General features: G+C 63.8%; 20 protein-coding genes. 12 read left to right on the top strand and 8 right to left on the bottom strand.

The window, feature by feature from the left end; genetic code table 11:
- Positions 1-149 precede the first annotated feature (149 nt).
- The 4 genes from NCR35_RS18880 (at position 150) to NCR35_RS18865 (ending at position 3,228) form a co-directional block, all read left to right on the top strand.
- On the top strand, positions 150-2,234 hold the full coding sequence (locus tag NCR35_RS18880) for a carbon starvation CstA family protein (protein WP_250535625.1): 2,085 nt from the start codon (positions 150-152) through the stop codon (positions 2,232-2,234).
- A gap of 24 nt (positions 2,235-2,258) precedes the next feature.
- On the top strand, positions 2,259-2,453 hold the full coding sequence (locus NCR35_RS18875; protein ID WP_086967065.1) for a YbdD/YjiX family protein: 195 nt from the start codon (positions 2,259-2,261) through the stop codon (positions 2,451-2,453).
- A 143-nt stretch (positions 2,454-2,596) separates the two neighbouring features.
- Positions 2,597-2,836, top strand: coding sequence for a type II toxin-antitoxin system Phd/YefM family antitoxin (locus NCR35_RS18870; protein WP_175942317.1), 240 nt, complete (start codon positions 2,597-2,599; stop codon positions 2,834-2,836).
- A complete protein-coding gene (locus NCR35_RS18865; RefSeq protein WP_250535709.1) occupies positions 2,833-3,228 on the top strand; it encodes a type II toxin-antitoxin system VapC family toxin in 396 nt (131 codons plus the stop codon). The genes NCR35_RS18870 and NCR35_RS18865 overlap by 4 nt, the downstream gene beginning before the upstream one ends.
- Before the next feature lie 68 nt (positions 3,229-3,296).
- Here the strand turns inward: NCR35_RS18865 and hpnH are convergent, their stop codons facing one another.
- Entirely contained in the window at positions 3,297-4,451 is a 1,155-nt protein-coding gene (gene hpnH, locus NCR35_RS18860; protein ID WP_175940761.1) for an adenosyl-hopene transferase HpnH, read from the bottom strand.
- A 13-nt stretch (positions 4,452-4,464) separates the two neighbouring features.
- The gene (gene ispH, locus NCR35_RS18855) at positions 4,465-5,436 is read right to left on the bottom strand and encodes a 4-hydroxy-3-methylbut-2-enyl diphosphate reductase (RefSeq protein WP_244849634.1); all 972 of its coding nucleotides are present in this window, start codon (positions 5,434-5,436) and stop codon (positions 4,465-4,467) included.
- Positions 5,437-5,891: 455 nt separating this feature from the next.
- Between ispH and NCR35_RS18850 the strand changes: the two genes are divergently transcribed.
- Entirely contained in the window at positions 5,892-7,094 is a 1,203-nt protein-coding gene (locus NCR35_RS18850; RefSeq protein ID WP_250500066.1) for a glycosyltransferase, read from the top strand.
- Positions 7,095-7,113: 19 nt separating this feature from the next.
- On the opposite strand, the gene NCR35_RS18845 is transcribed toward NCR35_RS18850, so the two are convergent.
- The 4 genes from NCR35_RS18845 to hpnA all read right to left on the bottom strand — a co-directional run bounded on the left by NCR35_RS18845 (position 7,114) and on the right by hpnA (position 11,416).
- Entirely contained in the window at positions 7,114-7,662 is a 549-nt protein-coding gene (locus tag NCR35_RS18845; RefSeq protein ID WP_250535624.1) for a hypothetical protein, read from the bottom strand.
- Positions 7,649-7,861, bottom strand: a complete 213-nt coding sequence (locus NCR35_RS18840; protein ID WP_250535623.1) for a hypothetical protein — start codon at positions 7,859-7,861, stop codon at positions 7,649-7,651. Before NCR35_RS18840 ends, NCR35_RS18845 begins: the two co-directional genes overlap by 14 nt.
- 22 nt (positions 7,862-7,883) lie before the next feature.
- On the bottom strand, positions 7,884-10,130 hold the full coding sequence (locus NCR35_RS18835; protein WP_250535622.1) for an NADP-dependent isocitrate dehydrogenase: 2,247 nt from the start codon (positions 10,128-10,130) through the stop codon (positions 7,884-7,886).
- 275 nt (positions 10,131-10,405) lie between these two features.
- Positions 10,406-11,416 carry a hopanoid-associated sugar epimerase gene (gene hpnA / locus NCR35_RS18830; protein WP_250535621.1) on the bottom strand — a complete coding sequence of 337 codons (1,011 nt, stop codon included), beginning with the start codon at positions 11,414-11,416 and terminating at the stop codon, positions 10,406-10,408.
- Positions 11,417-11,589: 173 nt separating this feature from the next.
- On the opposite strand from hpnA, the gene NCR35_RS18825 reads away from it, so the two are divergent.
- The 5 genes from NCR35_RS18825 to NCR35_RS18805 all read left to right on the top strand — a co-directional run bounded on the left by NCR35_RS18825 (position 11,590) and on the right by NCR35_RS18805 (position 17,766).
- Positions 11,590-14,736, top strand: a complete 3,147-nt coding sequence (locus NCR35_RS18825) for a response regulator (RefSeq protein WP_250535620.1) — start codon at positions 11,590-11,592, stop codon at positions 14,734-14,736.
- Between the two features lie 16 nt (positions 14,737-14,752).
- The gene (locus tag NCR35_RS18820) at positions 14,753-15,589 is read left to right on the top strand and encodes a CheR family methyltransferase (protein WP_250535619.1); all 837 of its coding nucleotides are present in this window, start codon (positions 14,753-14,755) and stop codon (positions 15,587-15,589) included.
- Positions 15,590-15,591: 2 nt separating this feature from the next.
- A complete protein-coding gene (locus NCR35_RS18815; protein WP_250535618.1) occupies positions 15,592-16,191 on the top strand; it encodes a chemotaxis protein CheB in 600 nt (199 codons plus the stop codon).
- Between the two features lie 39 nt (positions 16,192-16,230).
- A complete protein-coding gene (locus NCR35_RS18810; RefSeq protein ID WP_250535617.1) occupies positions 16,231-17,370 on the top strand; it encodes a hybrid sensor histidine kinase/response regulator in 1,140 nt (379 codons plus the stop codon).
- 99 nt (positions 17,371-17,469) lie between these two features.
- Complete coding sequence (locus NCR35_RS18805) at positions 17,470-17,766, top strand: acylphosphatase (protein WP_175942315.1); 297 nt, start codon at positions 17,470-17,472, stop codon at positions 17,764-17,766.
- A 30-nt stretch (positions 17,767-17,796) separates the two neighbouring features.
- Here NCR35_RS18805 and egtD read toward each other — a convergent pair whose 3' ends face one another.
- The gene (gene egtD / locus NCR35_RS18800; protein WP_250535616.1) at positions 17,797-18,765 is read right to left on the bottom strand and encodes an L-histidine N(alpha)-methyltransferase; all 969 of its coding nucleotides are present in this window, start codon (positions 18,763-18,765) and stop codon (positions 17,797-17,799) included.
- A 287-nt stretch (positions 18,766-19,052) separates the two neighbouring features.
- Here egtD and rarD point away from each other — a divergent pair, with 287 nt between their 5' ends.
- Positions 19,053-20,021 (top strand): EamA family transporter RarD, encoded by a 969-nt coding sequence (rarD, locus tag NCR35_RS18795; protein WP_250535615.1) that lies wholly within the window; start codon positions 19,053-19,055, stop codon positions 20,019-20,021.
- A gap of 10 nt (positions 20,022-20,031) precedes the next feature.
- Here rarD and NCR35_RS18790 read toward each other — a convergent pair whose 3' ends face one another.
- Positions 20,032-20,949: a LysR substrate-binding domain-containing protein gene (locus NCR35_RS18790; protein ID WP_250535614.1), complete on the bottom strand. Its 918-nt coding sequence runs from the start codon at positions 20,947-20,949 to the stop codon at positions 20,032-20,034.
- A 388-nt stretch (positions 20,950-21,337) separates the two neighbouring features.
- Between NCR35_RS18790 and NCR35_RS18785 the strand changes: the two genes are divergently transcribed.
- Positions 21,338-22,288, top strand: a complete 951-nt coding sequence (locus NCR35_RS18785; protein WP_250535613.1) for a LysR substrate-binding domain-containing protein — start codon at positions 21,338-21,340, stop codon at positions 22,286-22,288.
- Positions 22,289-22,292: the final 4 nt, after the last annotated feature.

The raw sequence follows: 22,292 nt of genomic DNA, 5'->3' as shown, positions 1-22,292 counted from the left end.
GTTCGATGCTCTACGTAGTTTCGCGTAGCGGGCGTACGTAGTTGTCCGGTTGTGAGGTCCGGGACGAAGGCGAATACTACACGCCCGAGGCGCTCCACGGCGCGAGCCGCGCGGGCGGACATCCAAGACTTACCAAAATAGGAGACACCATGAATCGGGCTTCCGGATTCCTGGTCTGGATCGCGCTCGCGCTCTTGGGCGCGTTCGCTTTCGGCACCATCGCGCTCGCGCACGGCGAGCGAGTCAGCGCACTGTGGATCGTCATTGCGGCGGTCTGCGTCTATCTCATCGCGTATCGATTCTATTCGCGCTTCATCGCGGGCACCGTGTTGAAGCTCGACGGCTTGCGCATGACGCCGGCCGTGCGCCACAACGACGGCCTCGATTACGTGCCGACCAACAAATACGTGCTGTTCGGCCACCATTTCGCGGCGATTGCGGGCGCGGGTCCGCTCGTCGGTCCGGTGCTCGCCGCGCAGATGGGCTACACGCCCGGCATGCTGTGGATTCTCGCGGGCGTCGTGTTCGCGGGCGCGGTGCAGGATTTCGTCGTGCTGTTCATCTCGACGCGCCGCGACGGACGCTCGCTCGGCGATCTCATCAAGATGGAACTCGGCACCGTGCCCGGCGTGATCGCGCTCTTCGGCGCGTTCCTCATCATGGTGATCATTCTCGCGGTGCTCGCGCTGATCGTCGTGAAAGCGCTGACGAATTCGCCGTGGGGCACGTTCACCGTCGCGGCGACCATTCCAATTGCGCTCTTCATGGGCGTCTATACGCGCTTCATTCGTCCGGGCCGCATCGGTGAAGTGTCGATCATCGGCTTCGTGCTGCTGATGCTCGCGATCACCTACGGCGGGCAGGTCGCGCAATCGCCGACGCTCGCGCCGCTCTTCACGTTCACGGGCGTTCAGCTCACGTGGATTCTGATCGGCTACGGCTTCATCGCGTCCGTGCTGCCCGTGTGGCTGCTGCTCGCGCCGCGCGACTATCTGTCGACGTTCCTCAAGATCGGCACGATCCTCGGCCTCGCGATCGGCATTCTGATCGTCGCGCCCGAACTGAAGATGCCCGCGTTCACGAAGTTCGTCGACGGCTCGGGTCCGGTGTGGGCGGGCAACCTGTTCCCGTTCCTGTTCATCACGATCGCGTGCGGCGCGGTGTCGGGCTTCCACTCGCTGATCTCGTCGGGCACCACGCCCAAGATGATTGATAACGAAGTGAACATGCGCTTCATCGGCTACGGCGCAATGCTGATGGAGTCGTTCGTCGCGATCATGGCGCTCGTCGCCGCCTGCGTGATCGAGCCGGGCATCTACTTCGCGATGAACAGCCCCGCCGCGCTGCTCGGCACGACGCCGGACGCAGTCGCGCAAACCGTCACGTCGTGGGGCTTCACGCTGACGCCGGACATGCTCACCTCGACGGCGAAGGCCGTGGGCGAAACGACCATCGTCGCGCGGGCGGGCGGCGCGCCGACGCTGGCAGTCGGCATGGCGGAGATTCTGCATCGCGTGATTGGCGGCCCGGCGATGATGGCCTTCTGGTATCACTTCGCGATTCTCTTCGAGGCGCTCTTCATTCTGACCGCGGTCGACGCCGGCACGCGCGCCGGGCGCTTCATGCTGCAAGACCTGCTCGGCACGTTCCATCCGGCGCTGCGCCGCACGGAATCGCTGGTGGCCAATCTCATCGCCACCGGCTTGTGCGTCGCGGCTTGGGGCTACTTCCTGTATCAGGGCGTGGTCGATCCGTTCGGCGGCATCAATACGCTGTGGCCGCTCTTCGGCATCTCGAATCAGATGCTCGCGGGTATCGCGCTGACGCTCGGCACCGTCGTGCTGTTCAAGATGAAGCGCGAGCGTTTCGCCTGGGTGACGATCGTGCCGACGGTATGGCTGCTCATCTGCACGCTGACCGCCGGCTGGCAGAAGATCTTCGACGCCAACCCGAAGGTCGGCTTCCTCGCGCATGCCGGCAAGCTGCGCGACGCGTTCGAGGCAGGCAAGGTGATGGCGCCGGCGAAGTCGTTGCCGGAGATGCAGCGCATCATCTTCAACGATTACGTCGATGCCGCGCTGTCGGGGCTCTTCATGTTCGTCGTGGTGAGCATTGTCGTGTACGGCGTGCTGGCCGTGCTGCGCGCGCGCCGCGAGGCGCGGCCGACGGTGCGCGAAACGCCGTTCGAACCGATGCCCACGGGCGGCGGCGCGGCAGTGCGCTCGGGTCATTGAGCACCAGAAGCCAAGGAGTCGGCCATGTTCAGCGATCTTCGGCAAGCAGGGCGGTATCTCGGCCAGGCCATGCGCCTGATGGTCGGCATGCCTGATTACGATGCGTACGTCACGCACATGCAAACGACGCATCCCGACAAGCCCGTGATGACGTACGCGGAGTTTTTCCGCGAGCGGCAGGAGGCGCGGTACGGATCGGGAGCAGGGAAGTGCTGCTGATGCGTGACTGATTGCAGAGAGCGATGACTGAAAACGCGACGGCGCGAGCCGTCGCGTTTTCATTTGGAGTTCGAAGAATGTCCGTTTTGCCTATTCCATCCGGACGAGGCTAAAATGACTACCGTCACGTGACCAGGGTCGATATCATGTCTCACAAGCGAGTTTCGAAATCGGAGTTCAAGGCGAAGGCGCTCGAATACTTCCGGCTCGTGGAATCGACAGGAGAGAGCATGATCGTGACAGACCATGGAAAGCCCGTGCTCGAGGTACGGCGGTATGACAACTCGGCGCTCACGCCGCTGCAGGAATTGCGCGGCAGCGTGCTGTTTTGCGAAGACGCGTTTGAGCCGATCGGCGAGGACGATTGGGAGGCGTATCGGTGATCGTGCTGGACACGCATACGCTGCTCTGGTGGGTGAGCGGAGGCACGCTCAGCAAGCAGGCGCGCGCGGCAATCGAGAAGGAATCAGGCGAACGCGGCGAGATCGTCGTCTCCACCATCTCGGCGTGGGAGATTGCGCTGCTCGTGCGGCGCGGCAAGATAGGACTGTCGATGGACGTCGGCGACTGGATCGACAAAGTGAATCGAATCGACGCGGTGCGGTTCATGCCCGTCGATAACAGCATCGCCATCAAGTCGATCGACTTGCCGGGCGAGTTTCACAACGATCCAGCGGATCGCCTGATCGTTGCGACGGCGCGTGCGCTCGCGGCGCCCATCGTGACGCGGGATCGGCTGATCCGCGAGTACGAGCACGTCAAGACGATCTGGTAGCGCAAAGAAAAAGGGCGAATGGCCCGCAAGCCATCCGCCCTTCGCACATCTTGTCGGTCAACGAAAACTCAGTGCGCCGCCGCAGCCGTCTTCGACGACTTGTTCTTCTGCGCGCGCCCAATCTCTTCCAGCTTGATCTCGACGTGCTTCGAGAATACGTATTCGGCCGGACGCTGCTTGTCGATCGGCAGTTCCTTCGCGTAAGCGCCTTCCGTGCGCGGCCCGCGCATCGACACGCCCAGCGCCTTCAACGGATGCGCGACCGTATCCATCACGGCGGTCGCCTCGAAGCCGCTGTGGACCATGCAGTCCGCGCACTTCTCATAGTTGCCCGTGCCGTACTTCTCCCACTCGGTGGTTTCCATCAGTTCCTTGAAGGTCTTCGCGTAACCTTCGCCGAGCAGATAGCACGGGCGCTGCCAGCCGAACACCGTGCGCGCGGGGTTGCCCCACGGCGTGCACTGGTACGTCTGGTTGCCCGCGAGGAAGTCGAGGAACATGGCCGACTGGCTGAACGACCAGTTCTTGCCGTTGTTGCCGCGCTTGAAGATCTCACGGAACAGCGTCTTGGTCTTGTCGCGGTTCAGGAAGTGCTGCTGGTCCGGCGCGCGCTCGTAAGCGTAGCCCGGCGACACCGTGATGCCGTCCACGCCCATCGGTCCGAGCGTGTCGAAGAACTTCGCGACGCGTTCCGGATCGGCATCGTTGAACAGCGTGCAGTTGATGTTCACGCGAAAGCCGCGGCGCTTGGCTTCGCGGATCGCTTTCGTGGCCTTCTCGTACACGCCGTCCTGCGACACCGAATGGTCGTGCATGGCCTGATCGCCGTCGAGGTGAACGGACCAGACGAAGTACGGGCTCGGCTGGTAATCGTCCATCTTCTTTTCCATCAGCAGCGCGTTCGTGCAGAGATAGACGAACTTCTTGCGCGCGATGATGCCCTTCACGATCTGCGGCATTTCCTTATGCAGAAGCGGCTCGCCGCCCGCAATGGAGACGACCGGCGCGCCGCACTCGTCGACGGCGCCGAGGCACTCTTCCAGCGACAGGCGCTGGTTCAGGATCGGGTCCGGATAGTCGATCTTGCCGCAGCCGTTACACGCCAGATTGCAGCGGAACAGCGGTTCCAGCATGAGCGCGAGCGGATAACGCTTGTTGCGCGAAAAATGCTGGCGGGCGATGTACGCGCCAACGCGGACCTTCTGGAGCATCGGAATAGACAATTGCGTCCTCTCCTTATTCTTCGCGAATCGCCGTTGCCGCCGTGGCCGACAGCGCGGCGAGCGGTTGCAGCAACTTCGCGGGGAGTTTGAATTCGACCTTTTCCTCGCGGCCGTTCATCGTCGTGACTTCGACGTGTCCGAAGGCGCGCAGGGCATCGATCACATGTTCGACCATTTCTTCGGGTGCCGAAGCGCCCGCCGTGATGCCGACCGTCTGCGCATGCGCAAACCACTCGGGCTTGATCTCGGAACCGTCCGCGACGAGATAGCTCGGCACGCCGCTTTCGGTGCCGATCTCCCGCAGGCGGTTCGAATTGGAACTGTTGGTCGCGCCGACCACGAGCAGGACATCGACTTGCGATGACAACTCGCGCACCGCGGCCTGCCGGTTCTGCGTCGCGTAGCAGATGTCGCGCGTGTCCGGCCCGACGATATCGCTGAAGCGGCGCTGCAATGCGTCGATGATGCCGCGCGTGTCGTCCACCGAAAGCGTCGTCTGCGTGACGTAAGCGACGGGCGTGTCGGGCGGCAGCGACATGGTGTCGACTTCGGCTTCGCTCTGCACGAGCACCACCTTGCCGGGAATCTGACCGATGGTGCCTTCCACTTCCGGATGCCCGGCGTGGCCGATCAGAATCAGCGTGCGTCCTTGCGATACATATTGCCGGCCCTGCACGTGGACCTTGGTCACGAGCGGGCACGTGGCGTCCAGCACGTCGAGACCGCGTGCCTCGGCATCGCGTTCCACGCTGTGCGCCACGCCGTGCGCGCTGAAAATGGCGACCGCGCCTTGCGGCACTTCGTCGAGTTCTTCCACGAAACGCGCGCCCTTGCCACGCAGGTTGTCGACAACGTGCCGGTTATGAACGATCTCATGGCGAACGTAGACGGGGGCGCCATGCCGTTCGAGCGCGCGATCGACAATTTCGATCGCACGGACCACGCCCGCACAAAAACCGCGGGGTTGAGCAAGGATGATACGCATGTTCGAGCGAACTCCGACTAGCGCGGGTTTCGGGTAATAGACGCGCAACTCACGCTTCGAATGATTGACGTTGCATACGCAATGCCTGCAACGTCCTGAAGCACACCGGAAGAAGGACCCGGTAAGTTTGTCTGCGCGCCGAGATTGACCGCGTATTCTAACGCGTTCCCTTTTTGAGCGCTCGCCGCGCGGCGCGGGCGAGCGCGTGGGGCGCGACGTCGATACGCCCGCGCGCCAAAGCCATTAAACTGTCGGTCGCCCGGGACGGCGTGAACGCTTGCGGCATCGCGTTTTCCCGCGCCGTGTACATCCGCGGCGGCTGGTTTCGGCAGGCCGCCGCCATCCTGATTCGTGTGTCCTCCGTGCAACGCGTGCTTCGCCGTCAAGCGCGGTCGATGCTCGCGCGCCCATGGGTGCGCTGCCCGCCACGCGGGTTCAAGCTAATCGTCAAACTCATGTTACTCATCGCCTGGCTGTCGTTGCTGATCTGGATCGTGCTGCTCGTTGCGCGAGGTGGCTTCTGGCGCGCGCAGCCCGCGCCCGCGCTTTCGGATGCCGCCGTGCACGCCGTCGGCCGAGCGGAGATCGCGCGGCGCGGCGCGTGGCCGGCGCTCGTCGCAGTCGTCCCCGCCCGCAATGAAGCCGACGTGATCGGCCGCGCGGTCGGCTCCTTGCTGAAGCAGGACTATGCGGGCGCGTTCCACGTCGTGGTCGTCGACGATCACAGCACCGACGGCACGGCCGCCGTCGCGCTCGCCGCAGCCCGCGATCTCGGCCTCGAAGACCGTCTGACCGTGCTGACGGGCAAGCCGTTGCCGCCGGGATGGTCGGGCAAGGTCTGGGCGCAGTCGCAGGGCATCAATGCGATCGACACGCTCGGTCTTCCCGCCGAATTCCTGTTGCTCACCGACGCCGACATCTACCATCCGGCCGATGCCGCAACGCAACTGGTCGCGCGTACCATCCTGGAAGATCGCGATCTCGTTTCGCTGATGGTGCGCCTGCGCTGCGATTCGCCGTGGGAGAAGGCGCTTATCCCGGCGTTCGTGTTCTTTTTCGCGAAGCTGTACCCGTTCGCCTGGGTCAACGACCGGCGCAAGATGACCGCGGGCGCGGCGGGCGGCTGCATGCTCGTGCGCCGTTCGGCGCTGGCGGAGGCGGGCGGTATCGAATCGATTCGCGGCGAACTGATCGACGATTGCAGTCTCGCGCTGCGCATCAAGCATCGCGCGGGCAAAGCGGACGCGCGCCCCATTCGCCTCGATCTCGCGGACCGCAGCGAGTCGCTGCGCCCGTACGACGACTGGCGCGAAATCTGGAACATGATCGCGCGCACCGCGTTCACGCAGTTGCGCTATTCGCCGCTGCTGCTGGCCGGCACGGTGCTCGGCATGGCGCTGATCTATCTGGTGCCGCCGGTCTTCGCGCTGACGTGGGGCGCGCGCGCATGGCCCGCCTGCGCGGCCTGGGCGATGATGTGCATCGCCTATGGCCCGATGCTGCGTTACTACCGGCGGTCGTTGTTGTGGGCGCCGCTGTTGCCGCTCGTCGCGCTGTTCTATGTTTCGGCGACGATCGGTTCGGCCGTGCGCTACTGGAGCGGCAAGGGCGGACAGTGGAAGGCGCGCGTTCAGGCGCCGACGCAGGAAGGTTCTTGACTTAGCGGCGGCGCGGAACTTAGCGCCGCGTCAGCATCGCGTACAGTTCGACGACCATGTCCGGCGAAAACGTGAACGGCACCCAGCCGTGACCCGTGTGCCGCATGATCAGCAGGCGGTCGCCGTTCGCGTGCTTCTGCACCGCCATCACCGGGTTCTTCGTCGCCGCGAAGCGCCAGCCGGGCGCAACGCCCATCGGCTGTTCCACCGACATCGACGCCCGCACGTTCGACAACTCCTCGATCAACTCCGACACGCCCTGCGGATTCAGCAGCACGGACTTGCCGCCGATGGTCATCTGAATGGTGTCGCGGTCCGGGCGCGAAACATTGAGCGCAGGCGGCGCGTCGGGCTCGGCGTCGGCAAGCGCTTGCGTCGGCGCGTCGGCGGCTGCGAGCGCGGTTTCCTGCAATTCGTCCGCGCGGGGCGGCAGCGGGAAAGGCGGCTCGGCGATATCGTCGGTGGCCGACGCAGCGACAGACTGGCCGGTAGCAGCAGGAACGGTGGCGGCCCGGAGGAGCGCATCGAGGCTCGACTCCAGCGCGCCGAGCTGGTCATGTAGATTCATGCGAAGTTGGATGTCTTGCGAAGCTGGCAGCGAGGGCAAGAATTTTACCTGCTCCCTTTCCTGCGAGCCGGCACACGTTGTAACCAAATGCGTTGAAACGGCGCGGGGCTGAATGCCGCTGGGATTGAACGCCGCGAGCAGGCGTTCGAAAAGAAATCGCGTTGGCGCCGAACGCCAACGCGACGGTGAGCGCGGACATGCCGCCCGCGCTCCTTGCTGCGTTACTTCGATTGCGCCTGTGCGAGCGCGGCGTTGAGCGTCTGGCTCGGACGCATCACAGCGGTGAGCTTCGCGTCTTCCGGCTTGTAATAGCCGCCGATATCCGCTTCGCTGCCCTGCACGACCGTCAGTTCCTCGACGATCTTCTGCTCGTTCTCGGCCAGGCTCTTCGCGAGCGGCGCGAAGAACTCGGCCAGTTCGCGATCTTCCGTCTGGTTCGCCAGTTCCTGCGCCCAGTACATGGCGAGGTAGAACTGGCTGCCGCGGTTGTCGAGCTGGCCGGTTTTCGGCGACGGGCCCTTGTTGTTGTCGAGCAGCTTGCCGGTGGCGGCGTCGAGCGCCTTCGCGACGAGCTTCGCCTTCGCGTTGTTGCTCTTGATGCCGAGCTCTTCCAGCGACACCGCCAGCGCCAGGAACTCGCCGAGCGAATCCCAGCGCAAGTGGTTCTCTTGCACCAGTTGCTGCACGTGCTTCGGCGCCGAGCCGCCCGCGCCCGTTTCATACAGGCCGCCGCCCGCCATCAGCGGAACGATGGACAGCATCTTCGCGCTCGTGCCGAGTTCCATGATCGGGAACAGGTCGGTCAGGTAGTCGCGCAGAATGTTGCCGGTCACCGAAATGGTGTCGAGGCCGCGGATCACGCGTTCGAGCGTGTAACGCATGGCGCGCACTTGCGACATGATCTGAATGTCGAGCCCTTCGGTATCGTGATCCTTCAGGTACGTCTCGACCTTCTTGATGAGCTCGTTCTCGTGCGGACGATACGGGTCGAGCCAGAACACGGCCGGCATGCCCGAATTGCGCACGCGCGTGACGGCGAGCTTCACCCAGTCGCGGATCGGCGCGTCCTTCACGAGGCACATGCGCCAGATGTCGCCTTGCTCCACTTGCTGCGTGAGCGATTCGATGACCTCGTTCGTCGCGTTATCGACGATACGCGCCGTGCCGTCTTCCGGAATCTCGAAGGTCTTGTCGTGCGAGCCGTACTCTTCGGCCTTCTGCGCCATCAGGCCGACGTTCGGCACCGTGCCCATGGTGCGCGGGTCGAACGCGCCGTTGGTCTTGCAGAAGTTGATGATTTCCTGATAGATGCGCGCGAACGTGCTTTCCGGAATCAGACACTTCGTGTCTTGCGGGCGGCCGTCGGCGCCCCACATCTTGCCGCCGGCGCGAATCATCGCGGGCATCGACGCGTCCACGATCACGTCGTTCGGCGCGTGCAGGTTCGAGATGCCCTTCGCCGAATCCACCATCGCCAGTGCCGGACGGTGCTCGTGGCACGCGTGCATGTCGCGGATGACTTCATCGCGCTGCGATTCCGGCAGCGCCTCGATCTTCGAATACAGATCGACCAGACCGTTGTTGACGTTCACGCCCAGTTCTTCGAAGAGCTTCGCGTGCTTGGCGAACGCGTCCTTGTAGAACACCTTCACCGCGTGGCCGAAGACGATCGGGTGCGACACCTTCATCATGGTCGCCTTCACGTGCAGCGACAGCATGACGCCGGTCTTGCGCGCGTCTTCCATCTGGTCTTCGTAGAACGCGATGAGCGCCTTCTTGCTCATGAACATGCTGTCGACGATCTCGCCTTCCTGCAGCTTGACCTTCGGCTTCAGCACGATGGTTTCGCCGCGCTTCGTGACGAGTTCCATGCGCACTTCGCGCGCCTTGTCGTTCGTGATGGACTTTTCGCCGTGATAGAAGTCGCCGTGCTTCATGTGCGCGACGTGCGTGCGCGACGCCATGCTCCATTCGCCCATGCTGTGCGGATGCTTCTTCGCGTAGTTCTTGACGGCGAGCGGCGCGCGGCGGTCCGAGTTGCCTTCGCGCAGAACCGGGTTCACCGCGCTGCCGAGACACTTCGAGTAACGCTGGGCGATGGCCTTTTCTTCGTCGTTCTTCGGCTCTTCCGGATAGTTGGGCACCTTGTAGCCCTTGCCCTGAAGTTCCTTGATCGCGGCGACGAGCTGCGGCACCGAAGCGCTGATGTTCGGCAGCTTGATGATGTTGGTGTCCGGAAGCTGCGTGAGGCGGCCGAGTTCGGCGAGGTTGTCCGGGACGCGTTGCTCTTCGGTCAGGAATTCGGGGAATTCGCCGAGAATGCGCCCGGCGAGCGAAATGTCGCTGGTTTCCACGTTCACGCCGGCCGGCGCGGTGAACGTGCGGATGATCGGCAGAAAGGCGCTGGTCGCGAGCAGCGGAGCTTCGTCGGTCAGGGTGTAGATGATGGTGGGTTGCTGATTACTCATCGCTTGTCTCGACATCCAGAAACGGGTTGAAAAAGGACCGCCGGCTGCTGTGGACCTGCGCGGGCGCTTTCGCGCCTGCGGTCGCACGCAACATGGTTGCTCGCGCCTTCCGGCATCAGTCCGCTATTTTGCCTGATTTTGCGGGCGCCGCGTGCGTGAAATTGCTCGCCGAAGCACCGGAAAACGGACCTTTCCCCGTTGGATCAATGACTTAGAATTTTTGGGTCTTATACAAGAGTGCGTTGCAGGCGATCGGCGGACTGCGCCCGCACGTCTCACGCGTCGAGATAGCCGTTCGCCCGGAACCAGTCGAGCGCGTCGCGCAGGCCTTCGCGATACGGCCGCGCCCGATAGCCCAGTTCCGCTTCCGCCTTCGCCGACGTGAAGTACATCTTGTTCTTCGACATCCGCAGGCCGTCGACGGTCACGAACGGCTCCTTGCCGCTCACCTTCGCGAACATTTCCGCGCCGATGGCGAGCGGATACAGCGGCCCGCGCGGCAGCTTGATGGTCGGCGGCTTGCGGCCGACGAGCGCCGCGATGTCCGCGAGCATCTGCTGCAACGGCAGGTTCTCACCGCCGAGAATGTAGCGCTCGCCGATCTTGCCGCGTTCCAGCGCGAGAAAGTGGCCGTTCGCGACGTCATCGACATGCACGAGATTCAGCCCTGTATCGACGAACGCCGGAATCTTGCCGGTCGCCGCCTCGACGATGATGCGCCCCGTCGGCGTCGGACGCACGTCGCGCGGGCCGATGGGCGTCGACGGATTGACGATGACCGCCGGCAGCGCGTCGTTCGCGACCATCCGCTCCACCGCGCGCTCGGCCAGCACCTTGCTGCGCTTGTACGCGCCGATGGTGCTCGCCGCATCCGACGGCTTCGTTTCGTCGACGATCGCACCCGAACTCGTCACCTTCAACGTCGCGACGCTGCTCGTATACACGATGCGCTCGACGCCTTCGGCGAGCGCCGCGCGCATGGTGGCCTCGGTGCCTTGCAGGTTCGCGCGCTCGATCTCGCTCGGGTCCGGCGCCCAGATGCGATAGTCCGCCGCGACGTGAAAGAGATAGCGCACGCCCTTGAGCGCCGCGCGCATCGACGCTTCGTCGCGCATGTCGCCGACGACGATTTCCGCGTCGAGCGACTCCACGTTCTTGCGCGGACTCGTCGCGCGCACGAGCAGCCGCACTTTGAAACCGCGTTCGATGGCGAGCCGCGCGAGCGCCGACCCGACGAAACCCGAGGCGCCGGTGATGAGCACGCGAGAGCCGGATATATCTGTCATTCTTACCTCGTGAGATGCGCTCTTCGCGCGATCGTTCGTAACAAGTGCCGCGCCGAAATGGCCGCGCGAATCGCCGCCGGAGCCGATGTGACAAGGCGTTGCGGCTCGTGCTATGGTCCGTGCCTGCTGCGGGGCGCGCGGCCTTCGCAAAACGGACACACTACTGGTCAACGATGCCTCAGGACAACCGCAACCACGCTCTTTGGATCTACATCGCCATCGCAATTTCTCTTGCGGTGGTGTTCGCCATCGATCTGCTGATGCCCATGCGCGTCGCGATCTGGGTGTTCTACGTGTTGCCCGTCGTGCTGTGCATGTGGATAAACCGCCCGGCCGTGCCGATCATTACCGCGGGCGCGGCGTCGGTGCTGATGATTCTCGGCTACGCGCTTTCGTCGGCCGATGCGACCGCGACCCACGAAGTGCTGCAACTGAATCGCGCGATGGGCATTTTCGTGCTGCTCGTGCTTTCGATCGTGGCGCACCTGTATATCAAATCGCGGCTCGCGGTACAACGCACCGCCTGGTTGCAGGAAGGCGTCGCGCAGATGAGTCTGCAATTGCGCGGCGAGCAGTCTCCGGCGTCCATCGGCGTCAGCATTTTGCGTTCTCTCATTCCGTATGTGAATGCGAAGGTGGGCGTAGTCTACGTCCTCGAAGGCGAGACGCTCGAACGCATCGCGGCCTGGGCGCTGCCCGACGAAAACGGCGCGCCGCGCCGCATCGCGCGCGGCGAGGGGCTCGTCGGGCAGGCGATCGTCGACAAGCGCGTGCTTCAGCTTCGCGATGCGTCCGCGCATTATCTGAAGGCGGGATCGGCGCTCGGCGCGGCGTCGGCATCGCGCGTGATCGTCGCGCCGCTTTACGCCGATGGCGATGTGGCGGGCGCGATCGAAGTCGGTTTCGTCGGCGAGGAGGGCCGTTTCGACGACGCCCGCGTGCTGCTGGAACTGGCCGCCGAAGCGATGGGCATGGCGATGCGCTCGGCGCGGTATCGCATGCGGCTTGTCGAACTGCTCGAAGAAACGCAGCGGCAAAGCGAAGAATTGCAGGTGCAGCAGGAAGAACTGCGCGTGTCGAACGAGGAACTGGAGGAACGCGGCCGCGCGTTGCAAGACTCGCAGGCGCGTCTCGAACAGCAACAGGCCGAGCTCGAACAGACCAACGTGCAACTCGAAGAGCATGCGCAGCATCTGGAGCGGCAGAAGACCGAACTGCTTCAGGCGCAGCAGGAGTTGACCGCCAACGCGCTGGAAATGGAGCGCGCGAGCCAGTATAAGTCCGAGTTCCTCGCGAACATGTCGCACGAACTTCGCACGCCGCTCAATAGCTCGCTGATTCTTGCGAAGCTGCTTCAGGACAACAAGCAGGGCAATCTGACGGACGAGCAGGTGCGCTACGCCGCAACGATTCACTCGTCCAATAGCGATCTGCTTTCGCTCATCAACGACATTCTCGATCTCTCGAAGGTCGAAGCCGGCCAGATGGACGTGCAGTTCGCGCCGACGGCAGTGGAATCGCTGATGCAGGCGCTGCGGCAATCGTTCACGCCGGTCGCGGAAAGCAAGGGGCTATCGTTCATCACCGACATCGGCGAGAACGTGCCGCAGTACTTCGTCACCGACAGTCAGCGGCTTTTGCAAGTGCTGCGCAACCTGCTGTCCAACGCGTTCAAGTTCACCGAGCGCGGCAGCGTGACCGTCGCCGTTCTGCGCGCGGGCGACGACGCCGTGCGCTTCGAAGTACGCGATACGGGCATCGGCATTCCGCGCGACAAGCAAGACCTCATTTTCCAGGCGTTCCAGCAGGCGGACGGCACGACGAGCCGCAAGTACGGCGGCAGCGGCCTCGGCCTGTCGATCTCGCGCGAGTTCTCGCGGCTGCTCGGCGGCTCGGTCGGCGTATCGAGCGAAGTGGGACGTGGCAGCGTGTTCTCGGTAACGCTGCCGATCACCGCCCGCGAAGGCACCGTGACCGCGAAGCTCGACACCATCGGCCACATGAAAGAGCCCGAACCGGCTGCGGTCGAGCCGCCGCGCGCCGCGGCGCCTGCGCCCGCGCCCTCGCCCGTTCCCCCGCAACCGGTTCCCGCGATGCCCGAGCCGCAAGGCATCCCCGATGACCGCGCGAAACGTCAGCGGCCGAATCGCGTGATTCTCGTGATCGAGGACGATCGACGTTTCGCGCATATCCTGTACGACCTCGCGCACGAACTCGACTTCGATTGCGTGCACGCGGCTACGGCCACGCAGGGCGTCGAACTCGCGCGCTCCATGCAACCGAACGGCATTCTGCTGGATATCGGCTTGCCCGATCAGTCGGGTCTCACGGTGCTCGAATGGCTCAAGCACGACCCGATGACGCGCCACATCCCGATTCACATCGTGTCCGCCACGGATCACGCCGACGTCGCGCTGCATCTCGGCGCGATCGGCTATACGCTCAAGCCGAGCGCCCGCGACGATCTCGCGCAGGCCATCCGCAAGCTGGAAGCGCGTTCGTCGCAGGGCCCGCGGCGCGTGCTCGTGGTCGAGGACGACCCGGCGCTGCGGCAAAGCATCCACGCGTTGCTGGCGAGCGAGACGGTCGGCATCGTGGAAGCCGGATCGATATCCGAGGCGCTGGAGGAGATGAAGCGCGCGCCGTTCGATTGCATCGTGATGGACCTGGCGCTGCCCGACGGTTCGGGCTACGAGTTGCTGGAGAAAGTCTCGACGAGCAGCGGCCACGCGTCGCCGCCGGTCATCGTCTATACCGGCCGGCAGATTTCCGCTGAAGAAGAGCAGCGTCTGCGGCGTTACTCGAAGTCCATCATCATCAAGGGCGCGAAGTCGCCGGAGCGCTTGCTCGACGAAGTGACGCTGTTCCTGCACAGCGTCGAAAGCGCGCTGCCGCCGGAGCAGCAGCGCATGCTGCGCGCGGCCCGTCAGCGCGACGACGTGTTCGAAGGCCGCAACATCCTTCTCGCGGAAGACGACGTGCGCAATATCTTCGCGCTTTCGCGCGTGATCGAGCCGCTCGGCGCGACGCTCGAAATCGCGCGCAACGGACGCGAGGCGCTGGAGGCGCTCGTGCGCCGCGACGACATCGATCTGGTTCTGATGGACGTGATGATGCCGGAGATGGACGGCCTCACCGCGATGACCGAGATTCGCAAGAACCCCGAGCACGCGCGCCTGCCGATCATCGCGCTGACGGCGAAAGCCATGCAGAGCGATCGCGAGAAATGTCTCGAGGCGGGTGCGGACGACTACATATCTAAGCCTATCGACGTGGATAAGCTCGTGTCGTTATGCCGCGTCTGGCTGCGGCAGCGATGAACCGACATTCGACCCGATGAACGACAGCAAGCACGAGGAAGACGCCACGTTCGACATCGAACTGAAGCTGCTCCTCGAAGCCATCTATCTCAAGTATCAGCACGACTTCCGGCATTACTCGGTGAGTTCGCTGCGGCGCAGGCTCGCGCAGGCCGTGCATGACCTGGAATGCGAAACGCTTTCGCAGTTGCAGGAGCGCATACTGCGCGAACCGGCGCTCTTCGCGCGGCTCTTTCAGTACCTCACGGTGCAGGTCAGCGAAATGTTCCGCGACCCGAGCTATTTCCGCGCGATACGCGAGCAGGTCGTGCCGATTCTGCAGACGTATCCGTCCATCAAGGTGTGGGTCGCGGGCTGCAGCAGCGGCGAAGAGCTGTGGTCGCTCGCGGTGCTGTTCGCCGAGGAGAACATCGCGGAGCGCACGCTGTTCTATGCGACGGACATCAACGCCGAAGCGTTGCGGCAGGCGGAGAGCGGCATCTATCCGCTGGAGCGCATGGCGGGCTTCAGCCAGAACTACCTTGCGGCGGGCGGCAAACGTTCGTTGTCGGACTACTATCACGCGGCGTACGGCGCGGCGAAGTTCTCGCAGACGCTCAAGTCGCGCGTCGTGTTCGCGGATCACAGCCTCGCCACCGACAGCGTGTTTCTGGAAGCGCACCTCGTTTCGTGCCGCAACGTGCTGATCTATTTCGATCGCGCGTTGCAGGATCGCGCGCTCGGACTCTTCAGCGATTCGCTCGTGCGGCGCGGCTTTCTCGGACTCGGCAGCAAGGAAAGCCTGCGCTTTTCCAGACACTCGGACCGCTTCGCGGATTTCAACGCGCGCGAGCGGCTTTATCAGAAGGTATAGCGATGAGCCCCGCAGCCATCCCCGATGCCTTCGACGCCGTGGTGATCGGCGCATCCGCGGGCGGCGTCGAGGCGCTCAACCTGCTGCTGCCCGAGTTGCCGCGCGACTTCGCGGCGCCGGTGCTGGTCGTGGTGCATGTGCGGCACGGTCAGCCGAGCCTCTTGCCCGCGCTCTTTGCCGAACGCTGCCGGCTGCGCGTGGTGGAACCGTTCGACAAGGACGAGATCGCGCCCGGCACGGTGTATTTCGCGCCGCCCGGCTATCACATGATGGTCGAGGCCGAAGGCGGCGAGCCGCCTGCCATCGCGCTGTCGGTGGACCCGCCGGTGCGCTTCTCGCGGCCATCGGTGGACGTGCTGTTCGAATCCGCGGCGCATGCGTACGGCAAGCGGCTGCTCGGCATCGTGCTCTCGGGCGCGAACGACGACGGCGCGCGCGGCGCACGCGCGATCCGCGATGCAGGCGGCCTATGCTGGGCGCAGGACCCGAAGACGGCCTCGGCGACCGCGATGCCGCTCGGGGCCATCGCGCAAGGGGCGGTGCAGGACATTCTCACGCTGGACGACATGGTCGTGCGCCTCGCGGGACGCGCGCGCCGATAAGACGTTCGACACGCAACAACGAAGGCAAGGAGTCACCAGATGACGCAACCCATTCATGTGCTGATCGTCGACGACATCCGCAACAACATCACCGCGCTCGAAGCGTCGCTCGCGCGGCCGGATCTGTCGGTGCTGAAGGCGGAATCGGGTCCGGCTGCGCTCGAACTCCTGCTCAAGCACGAAGTCGCGCTCGCCATCCTCGACGTCAACATGCCCGGTATGGATGGCTTCGAGCTGGCGGAATTCATGCGCGGCAGCCCGCGCACCGCGCACGTGCCGATCATCTTTCTGACCGCGACGGCGCAGGACACGAACCGCACGTTTCGCGGCTACGAAGCGGGCGCGGTGGACTTTCTGTACAAGCCGTTCGATTCGCGCATCCTCAATTCGAAGGTGGATGTCTTCATTCAGATCGAACGGCAGAAGCAGCAACTCGCGACGCAACTCGCGACCGTGCAGCAACTGCTCGATGCGAACGAAATGCTGATGGCCGTGCTCGGTCACGACCTGCGCACGCCGCTGTCGGCGGTGATCGCGTCGGCCGAATATCTGTCGCGCTTCGTGAAGGACGAGAACGTCGCGAATATCGGCACGCGCATCAAGTCGAGCGGCATGCGCATGGTCCGCATGGTCGATCAGTTGCTGAACCTCGCGCGGCTGCGCGGCGGCCGCGTGACGCTGCAGCCGCGAGCGGTCGAACTCAGTACGCTTGCGAAGAATATCGTCGAGGAATACGAGGCGCGCGTCGGCAAGGGACGCATCTTCGTGCTGCGTCAGGGCGACACGCTCCTGCAAGCCGACGGCGATCTGCTCTCGCAAGTGTTCTCGAATCTGATCGGCAACGCGCTGCAGCACGGGCTCGAAGGCGCCGCGATACAGGTGCGGCTGGAAGGCGGCGCGCAGAACGTCAGCATCGTCGTGCAGAACGCGGGCGAGATCCCGCCCGACCTGGTGCCGAACATCTTCGCGCCGTATCGGTCGGGGCGGCGTCAGCATGAATCGGGCGGGCTCGGGCTCGGCCTGTACATCACGCGGGAAATCGCGCGAATGCACGGCGGCGACGTGAAAGTGCGCTCGTCCGCCGAAACGGGCACCATCTTCGAAGTCACGCTGCCTCGCGTGGCGCGTCCCACTACGGGCGATCGGGACGACAACGTGCAGACGTTTCGTCTCGGCTGAACGCGCAACTTCGAACGCGCAAGTCCGAACGCGCGGTCTACGCAGATTCGCGCGCGTGACTACAATGCGGCGTATGAATCAGTCACGAGGAATTGCATGATGTCCGGCCCGGATCTCGATACGAGGATCGAAACCTATTACGTGCGTGTGAAAGGCGTGGTGCAGGGCGTCGGGTTTCGCCATCACACGGTGCGGCGCGCGCATGCGCTCGGCGTGCGCGGCTATGTCGCGAATCTCAACGACGGCTCGGTGGAAGCCGTCATTCAGGGCGCGGCGAATCAGGTCGATCTAATGCTGGAATGGCTGCGACGCGGGCCGCCGCATGCCCGCGTCACCGATTTCTTCAGCGAAGAGCGTTACGTCGAAAAGCGCTATGAACGCTTCGAGCAGCACTGAGCGACACTGAGCAGCACTGAGCGGCACGCGTCAGCGCGCGACCAGCAGGCTTTCCGCGAAGTGCCATTCGTCGTCGCGCCATTGGTGCGTGCATTCGAAGCCCGCATCGATGGCAATCGGCGCGACTTCTTCGGCTGCGTACTTGTGGCTGCTTTCCGTCCAGATGGTTTCGCCTTCGCGGAAGTCGACGTGCAAACCGGCATCGCGCACGCGCGCCGTCAACGGACGCTTCGCGCGCAGGTGCATTTCGATGCTGCGCGCATCGGGATTGAAGCGCGCGACGTGTTCGAACGCGTCGAGCGGAAAGTCGCCGTGCAACTCGCGGTTGATGCGCGCGAGCAGATTCAGATTGAACGCCGCCGTCACGCCGATGGGATCGTCGTAGGCCGCGATCAGCACGGGCAAGGGCTTGATCAGATCGGTGCCGAGCAAGAGGGCATCGCCGGGTTCGAGCATGCTGCGGATCGACTGGAGAAACTTCGTGGCCGCAAGGCGCGCGAAGTTGCCGATGGTGCTGCCGAGAAAAAGCACGAGCAGCCGCTCGCCCTTGTTACGCCGGGCGCTCACTTCGGACAGGCCGGCCAGATAGTCGCGTTCATAGCCGACGATCGAAATGCGCTCGATATCGCCCAGTTCGCGGCGGCACAGTTGCAAAGCCGTGCGGGAGATTTCGATCGGGTAATAGGCGGTCGGCTGCTTTTTACACAGTGCTTCAAGAATGCGGCGTGTCTTGCGTCCGCTTCCGCTTCCGAGTTCCGCGACTTTGACGTTGCCGGGCAGCGCGGCCACGATGTCGGTCGCGTGCGCCTTCAGCACGCGTTCTTCGGCGCGCGTCACGCCGTATTCCGGCAGCGCAGTGATCACTTCGAAGAGGGCAGAGCCGACTTCGTCATACAGATACATCGAAGGCAGTTCTTTCTGCGGGCGCTTGGACAAGCCGGCATGAACGGCTTCGGCAAAGGCACTGGAAAAGCGGGGCGACGGGGCAGCTTGAGTCATGACGTCTCCATCGATGCGGCGTTTTCTTCGCGTGCTTGTGTGAATCGGGCACGGCGTTCGGATGCTGCTGATGCAATGACGTGAGCGGCGGCTTTGCGCGTTGCTCGACTTTCTGTGGACTTCTGGATTGCCCGTTGGGCATAGACGGTTTAAGACAACGTCCCGGTGCAGCGAGTTCAGGCCTATTCGCGGTTCATGCGCCGGTGCTCGCGCGATACGACGTTAGAATGCGCAGTTCTTCCGCTTCGCCGGCCAACGCAACCACTCGGCGCCCCGCGCTTCTTTCGATGAATCAGCATGTCCTCGGACGCGGCATTGCGCTTTCCGTCGCCGCTTCCGCTTTGTTCGCGCTCCTGTCGGGCTATACGAAATGGCTTGCGCCGCTCGACGGACTCGACATTTTTGCATGGCGCATTGTCTGGACTTTGCCGAGTGCGCTGCTGCTGGTGGCGCTCTCCAAACGATGGCCGCAATTATGCGCGCTCGTGGCGAACCTCGCCAAAAACGTGCGCCTGCTCGCGGCTTTCGTTGTCTGCACAGCGCTCCTCGGCGTGCAGCTATGGATATTCTTGTGGGCGCCGCTGCATGGACGCGCGCTCGAAGTGTCGCTCGGCTATTTTCTTTTGCCGCTCGCGATGGTTCTGATCGGGCGCCTCTACTACCGGGAACCGCTCGATGCGCTGCAATGGGCCGGCGTGGCAGCGGCTGCGGTCGGGGTGACGCACGAGTTCTTCATAACGCGTGCGTTCGCTTGGCCCACGCTCGTCGTGTCGCTCGGCTATCCGCCTTATTTCATGCTGCGGCGGCGGCTCAACGTCGATCCGCTCGTGGCGTTCGCCATCGAAATGATGATGCTGGCTCCAGTCTGCGTGATCGCGCTGATCGTGCGCGGTTCGTTCGCCGTCGTCGCGGATTCGCCGCTTCTATGGAGCGTCTTGCTGCCCGGCCTCGGCGCATTGAGCACGATTGCGCTCGGCTCTTATCTGCGCGCAAGCCGCTATTTGCCGCTCGTGCTGTTCGGCATTCTCGGCTATGTCGAACCGGTGTTGCTGGTGGCTGTCGCGGTCTTGCTGCTCGGCGAACCGTTCACCGCGAGTCAGCTGGGAACGTACGGGCCGATATGGATCGCAGTCGCGCTGACCGCTGTGCATAGCGCGCGGCTCTTGCTGCGCGAGCGGGCGTTAAAGGCTGCGTCGGCGGTGAGCGAGCATCGCGCCGGCCTCGAACATGAAACGGGCGGCGAGCGGGTGCACTAAGCGGTTAGCGTCACTCTCGTCCGCACACATCCGAGCCGAGCGTATGCAGATGCGCATCGAGCGCTTCGACGAAACGGCGCGCCAGCAAAGACGGAGCCGTGTGCAAGGGCATGGCCATGCGCACGGCGACGTCGATAGACGGCATGAGCGGCCTGATCGACAACTTTTGCGCGAACGTGTTGGCGACATACGGGTTCACGATGCCTACGCCGTTGCCGGCTGCCACCAGTGCGCAGATCGTGATCGACGAAGTGGTCTGAATCGAGAACTCGGCTGGCATGCCGTGCGCGAGAAGCAGGTTCTCGATGTCGATCGTGAGGTCGTCCATCTCGCCGAGCGAAAGCAACGGCTCGGACCGCAGCATCTCAACGCGTACCACCGGTTCGCTTTCGAGCCGATGGCCCGGCGGCAGCACGCATACGGCCGGCATCGTCTTCACGACCGTCGTCTCGAAGTCCTGTTCGTCGAGCTTGCCCGTGGTCAGAATGAGATCGAACAAATCCTGGCGCAGCAAGTCGGTCAGTTGCGTCGTGGCGAGCGTCTGAATGTTGATGTACGTCTCCGGAAACTGCGCCCTGAACGCCCGAACGACCTGCGGCAGCAGCCCGACGCCCAGCGTGGGCGTGCAGCCGAGGCACAGCGCGCCCGTGCCCGACTTGCGCAGCAGCGATACCACGGACTCGATTTTCTCGAGCCCGTCGAAGTGCTTCTGAATGGTCTTGTACAGCAGCTTCCCTTCGCTTGTCGGTCTCAACCTGCCATGATGCACTTCAAACAGTTGGAGGCCCGAGAACCTTTGCAACTCGGAAAGGCGACGGCTGATGGACGGCTGCGTCGTGTTGAGCATCGCTGCTGCGCCCGTGGTGGTGCCTTGCTGCATGACCGCGCGAAATGCCTGGATCAGCTGAAAATTCAACGGTCGGGTCATGTGTTTCGTAATCTGTCGAACGAAGATGCACCGCGCGTTGCGCCGACGCAGCGTATATCGAAAGTGAATAGCCTCGCGACAAATTCGAATTTTATTGGTGCAAGTTGCAGCGATATCCTTACGTCAAGCTTTCGTCAAGGGTCTCGCCGATGCATTCGCTTCACTCCATGCAAACTGCCGGGACGGTGACCACACCTAATAGCCGCTACGCGCTATGCGTCGACTACCGGCGTCTCTTCGTTACGCACGAAACCATCGGCCACAGCGTGCACGAGGGGCCGCTCGGCATGACGCGCGCATCCGCCACTGACGGCATATACCGCATGAATCTCGCGACCGGGAAGGCGACGCCCCCGTGCGGGCCGGGATCGCCAGCTTGCCGCTCGGCATGAAGATCCACCAGCTTCGCGCGCTCGTCGCTGTCGCCGACACAGGCAGCGTGCGTGGCGCCGCGCGCCTGCTCCATGCGTCGCCGGCCGCGATCACGCAAAGCCTCCAACAGCTCGAAGGCGATCTCAGGCTTCGTCTCGTCGCACGCACGCCGTCCGGAGTCACGCTCACGTCAGACGGGCGGACCCTTCTCGAACACGCACGCCTGATCGTCGGACAAATCGAGCGCGCGCACCAGGCTGTCGACGCGATGCGGGGCGAGGCACGCGGACGGCTCTCCATTGCGGTGACGGCGTGGGTCGCCATGACGTTCCTGCCCGAAGCCGTGCTGCGGTTTAGGCGGATCATGCCGCACGTGCAGTTGGAGTTTTTCGAGGGATTGCTTGCGATTGCAAATCCGCGCCTGCGCGACGGCAGTCTCGACATCCACATCGGGCGTCAGACGCCGGGCGAAATCGCGTCGGAGTTCGCGTTCAAGCCGCTTTTCCTGACGACGCTCGCGGTCGTCGCGCGGCAAGGTCATCCTCGCGGTGAGACCCGGTCGCTTGCCGATCTTCTCGATGCCGACTGGCTCGTCGCACTCGATCCGGAGACCGAGGGGCTCGCGCCATACACGATGTTCGCGAAACACGGCTTGCCGGCGCCACACAGCGTTCATTTCCTGCATTCGCTGACGGTTGCGGTCTCGTTGCTGCAAAGAACGGATATGGTCAGCATTTTTCCGTGGCCGCTCGTCGAACGGTGCGCGCCGCGCGAATCGCTCTGCGCGATACCCTTGCGCGAGCAGCTCGACGACTCGATCGTCGGGGTCATCACGCGGACGGGACAGCCGCGCAGCGCGGCGGCCGAGTGCTTTGTCGATTGCTTGATCGACACCATCCGCGATCCGGCGTGGATCAGCACGCCGGAGATACAGAGAGCAATGCACTCGGTCGATGTCCTCATCTAGCGCG

The sequence above is a fragment of the Caballeronia sp. AZ10_KS36 genome (assembly GCF_023631105.1).
GTDB lineage: Bacteria > Pseudomonadota > Gammaproteobacteria > Burkholderiales > Burkholderiaceae > Caballeronia.
This window is presented reverse-complemented; position numbering and strand designations above follow the sequence as displayed.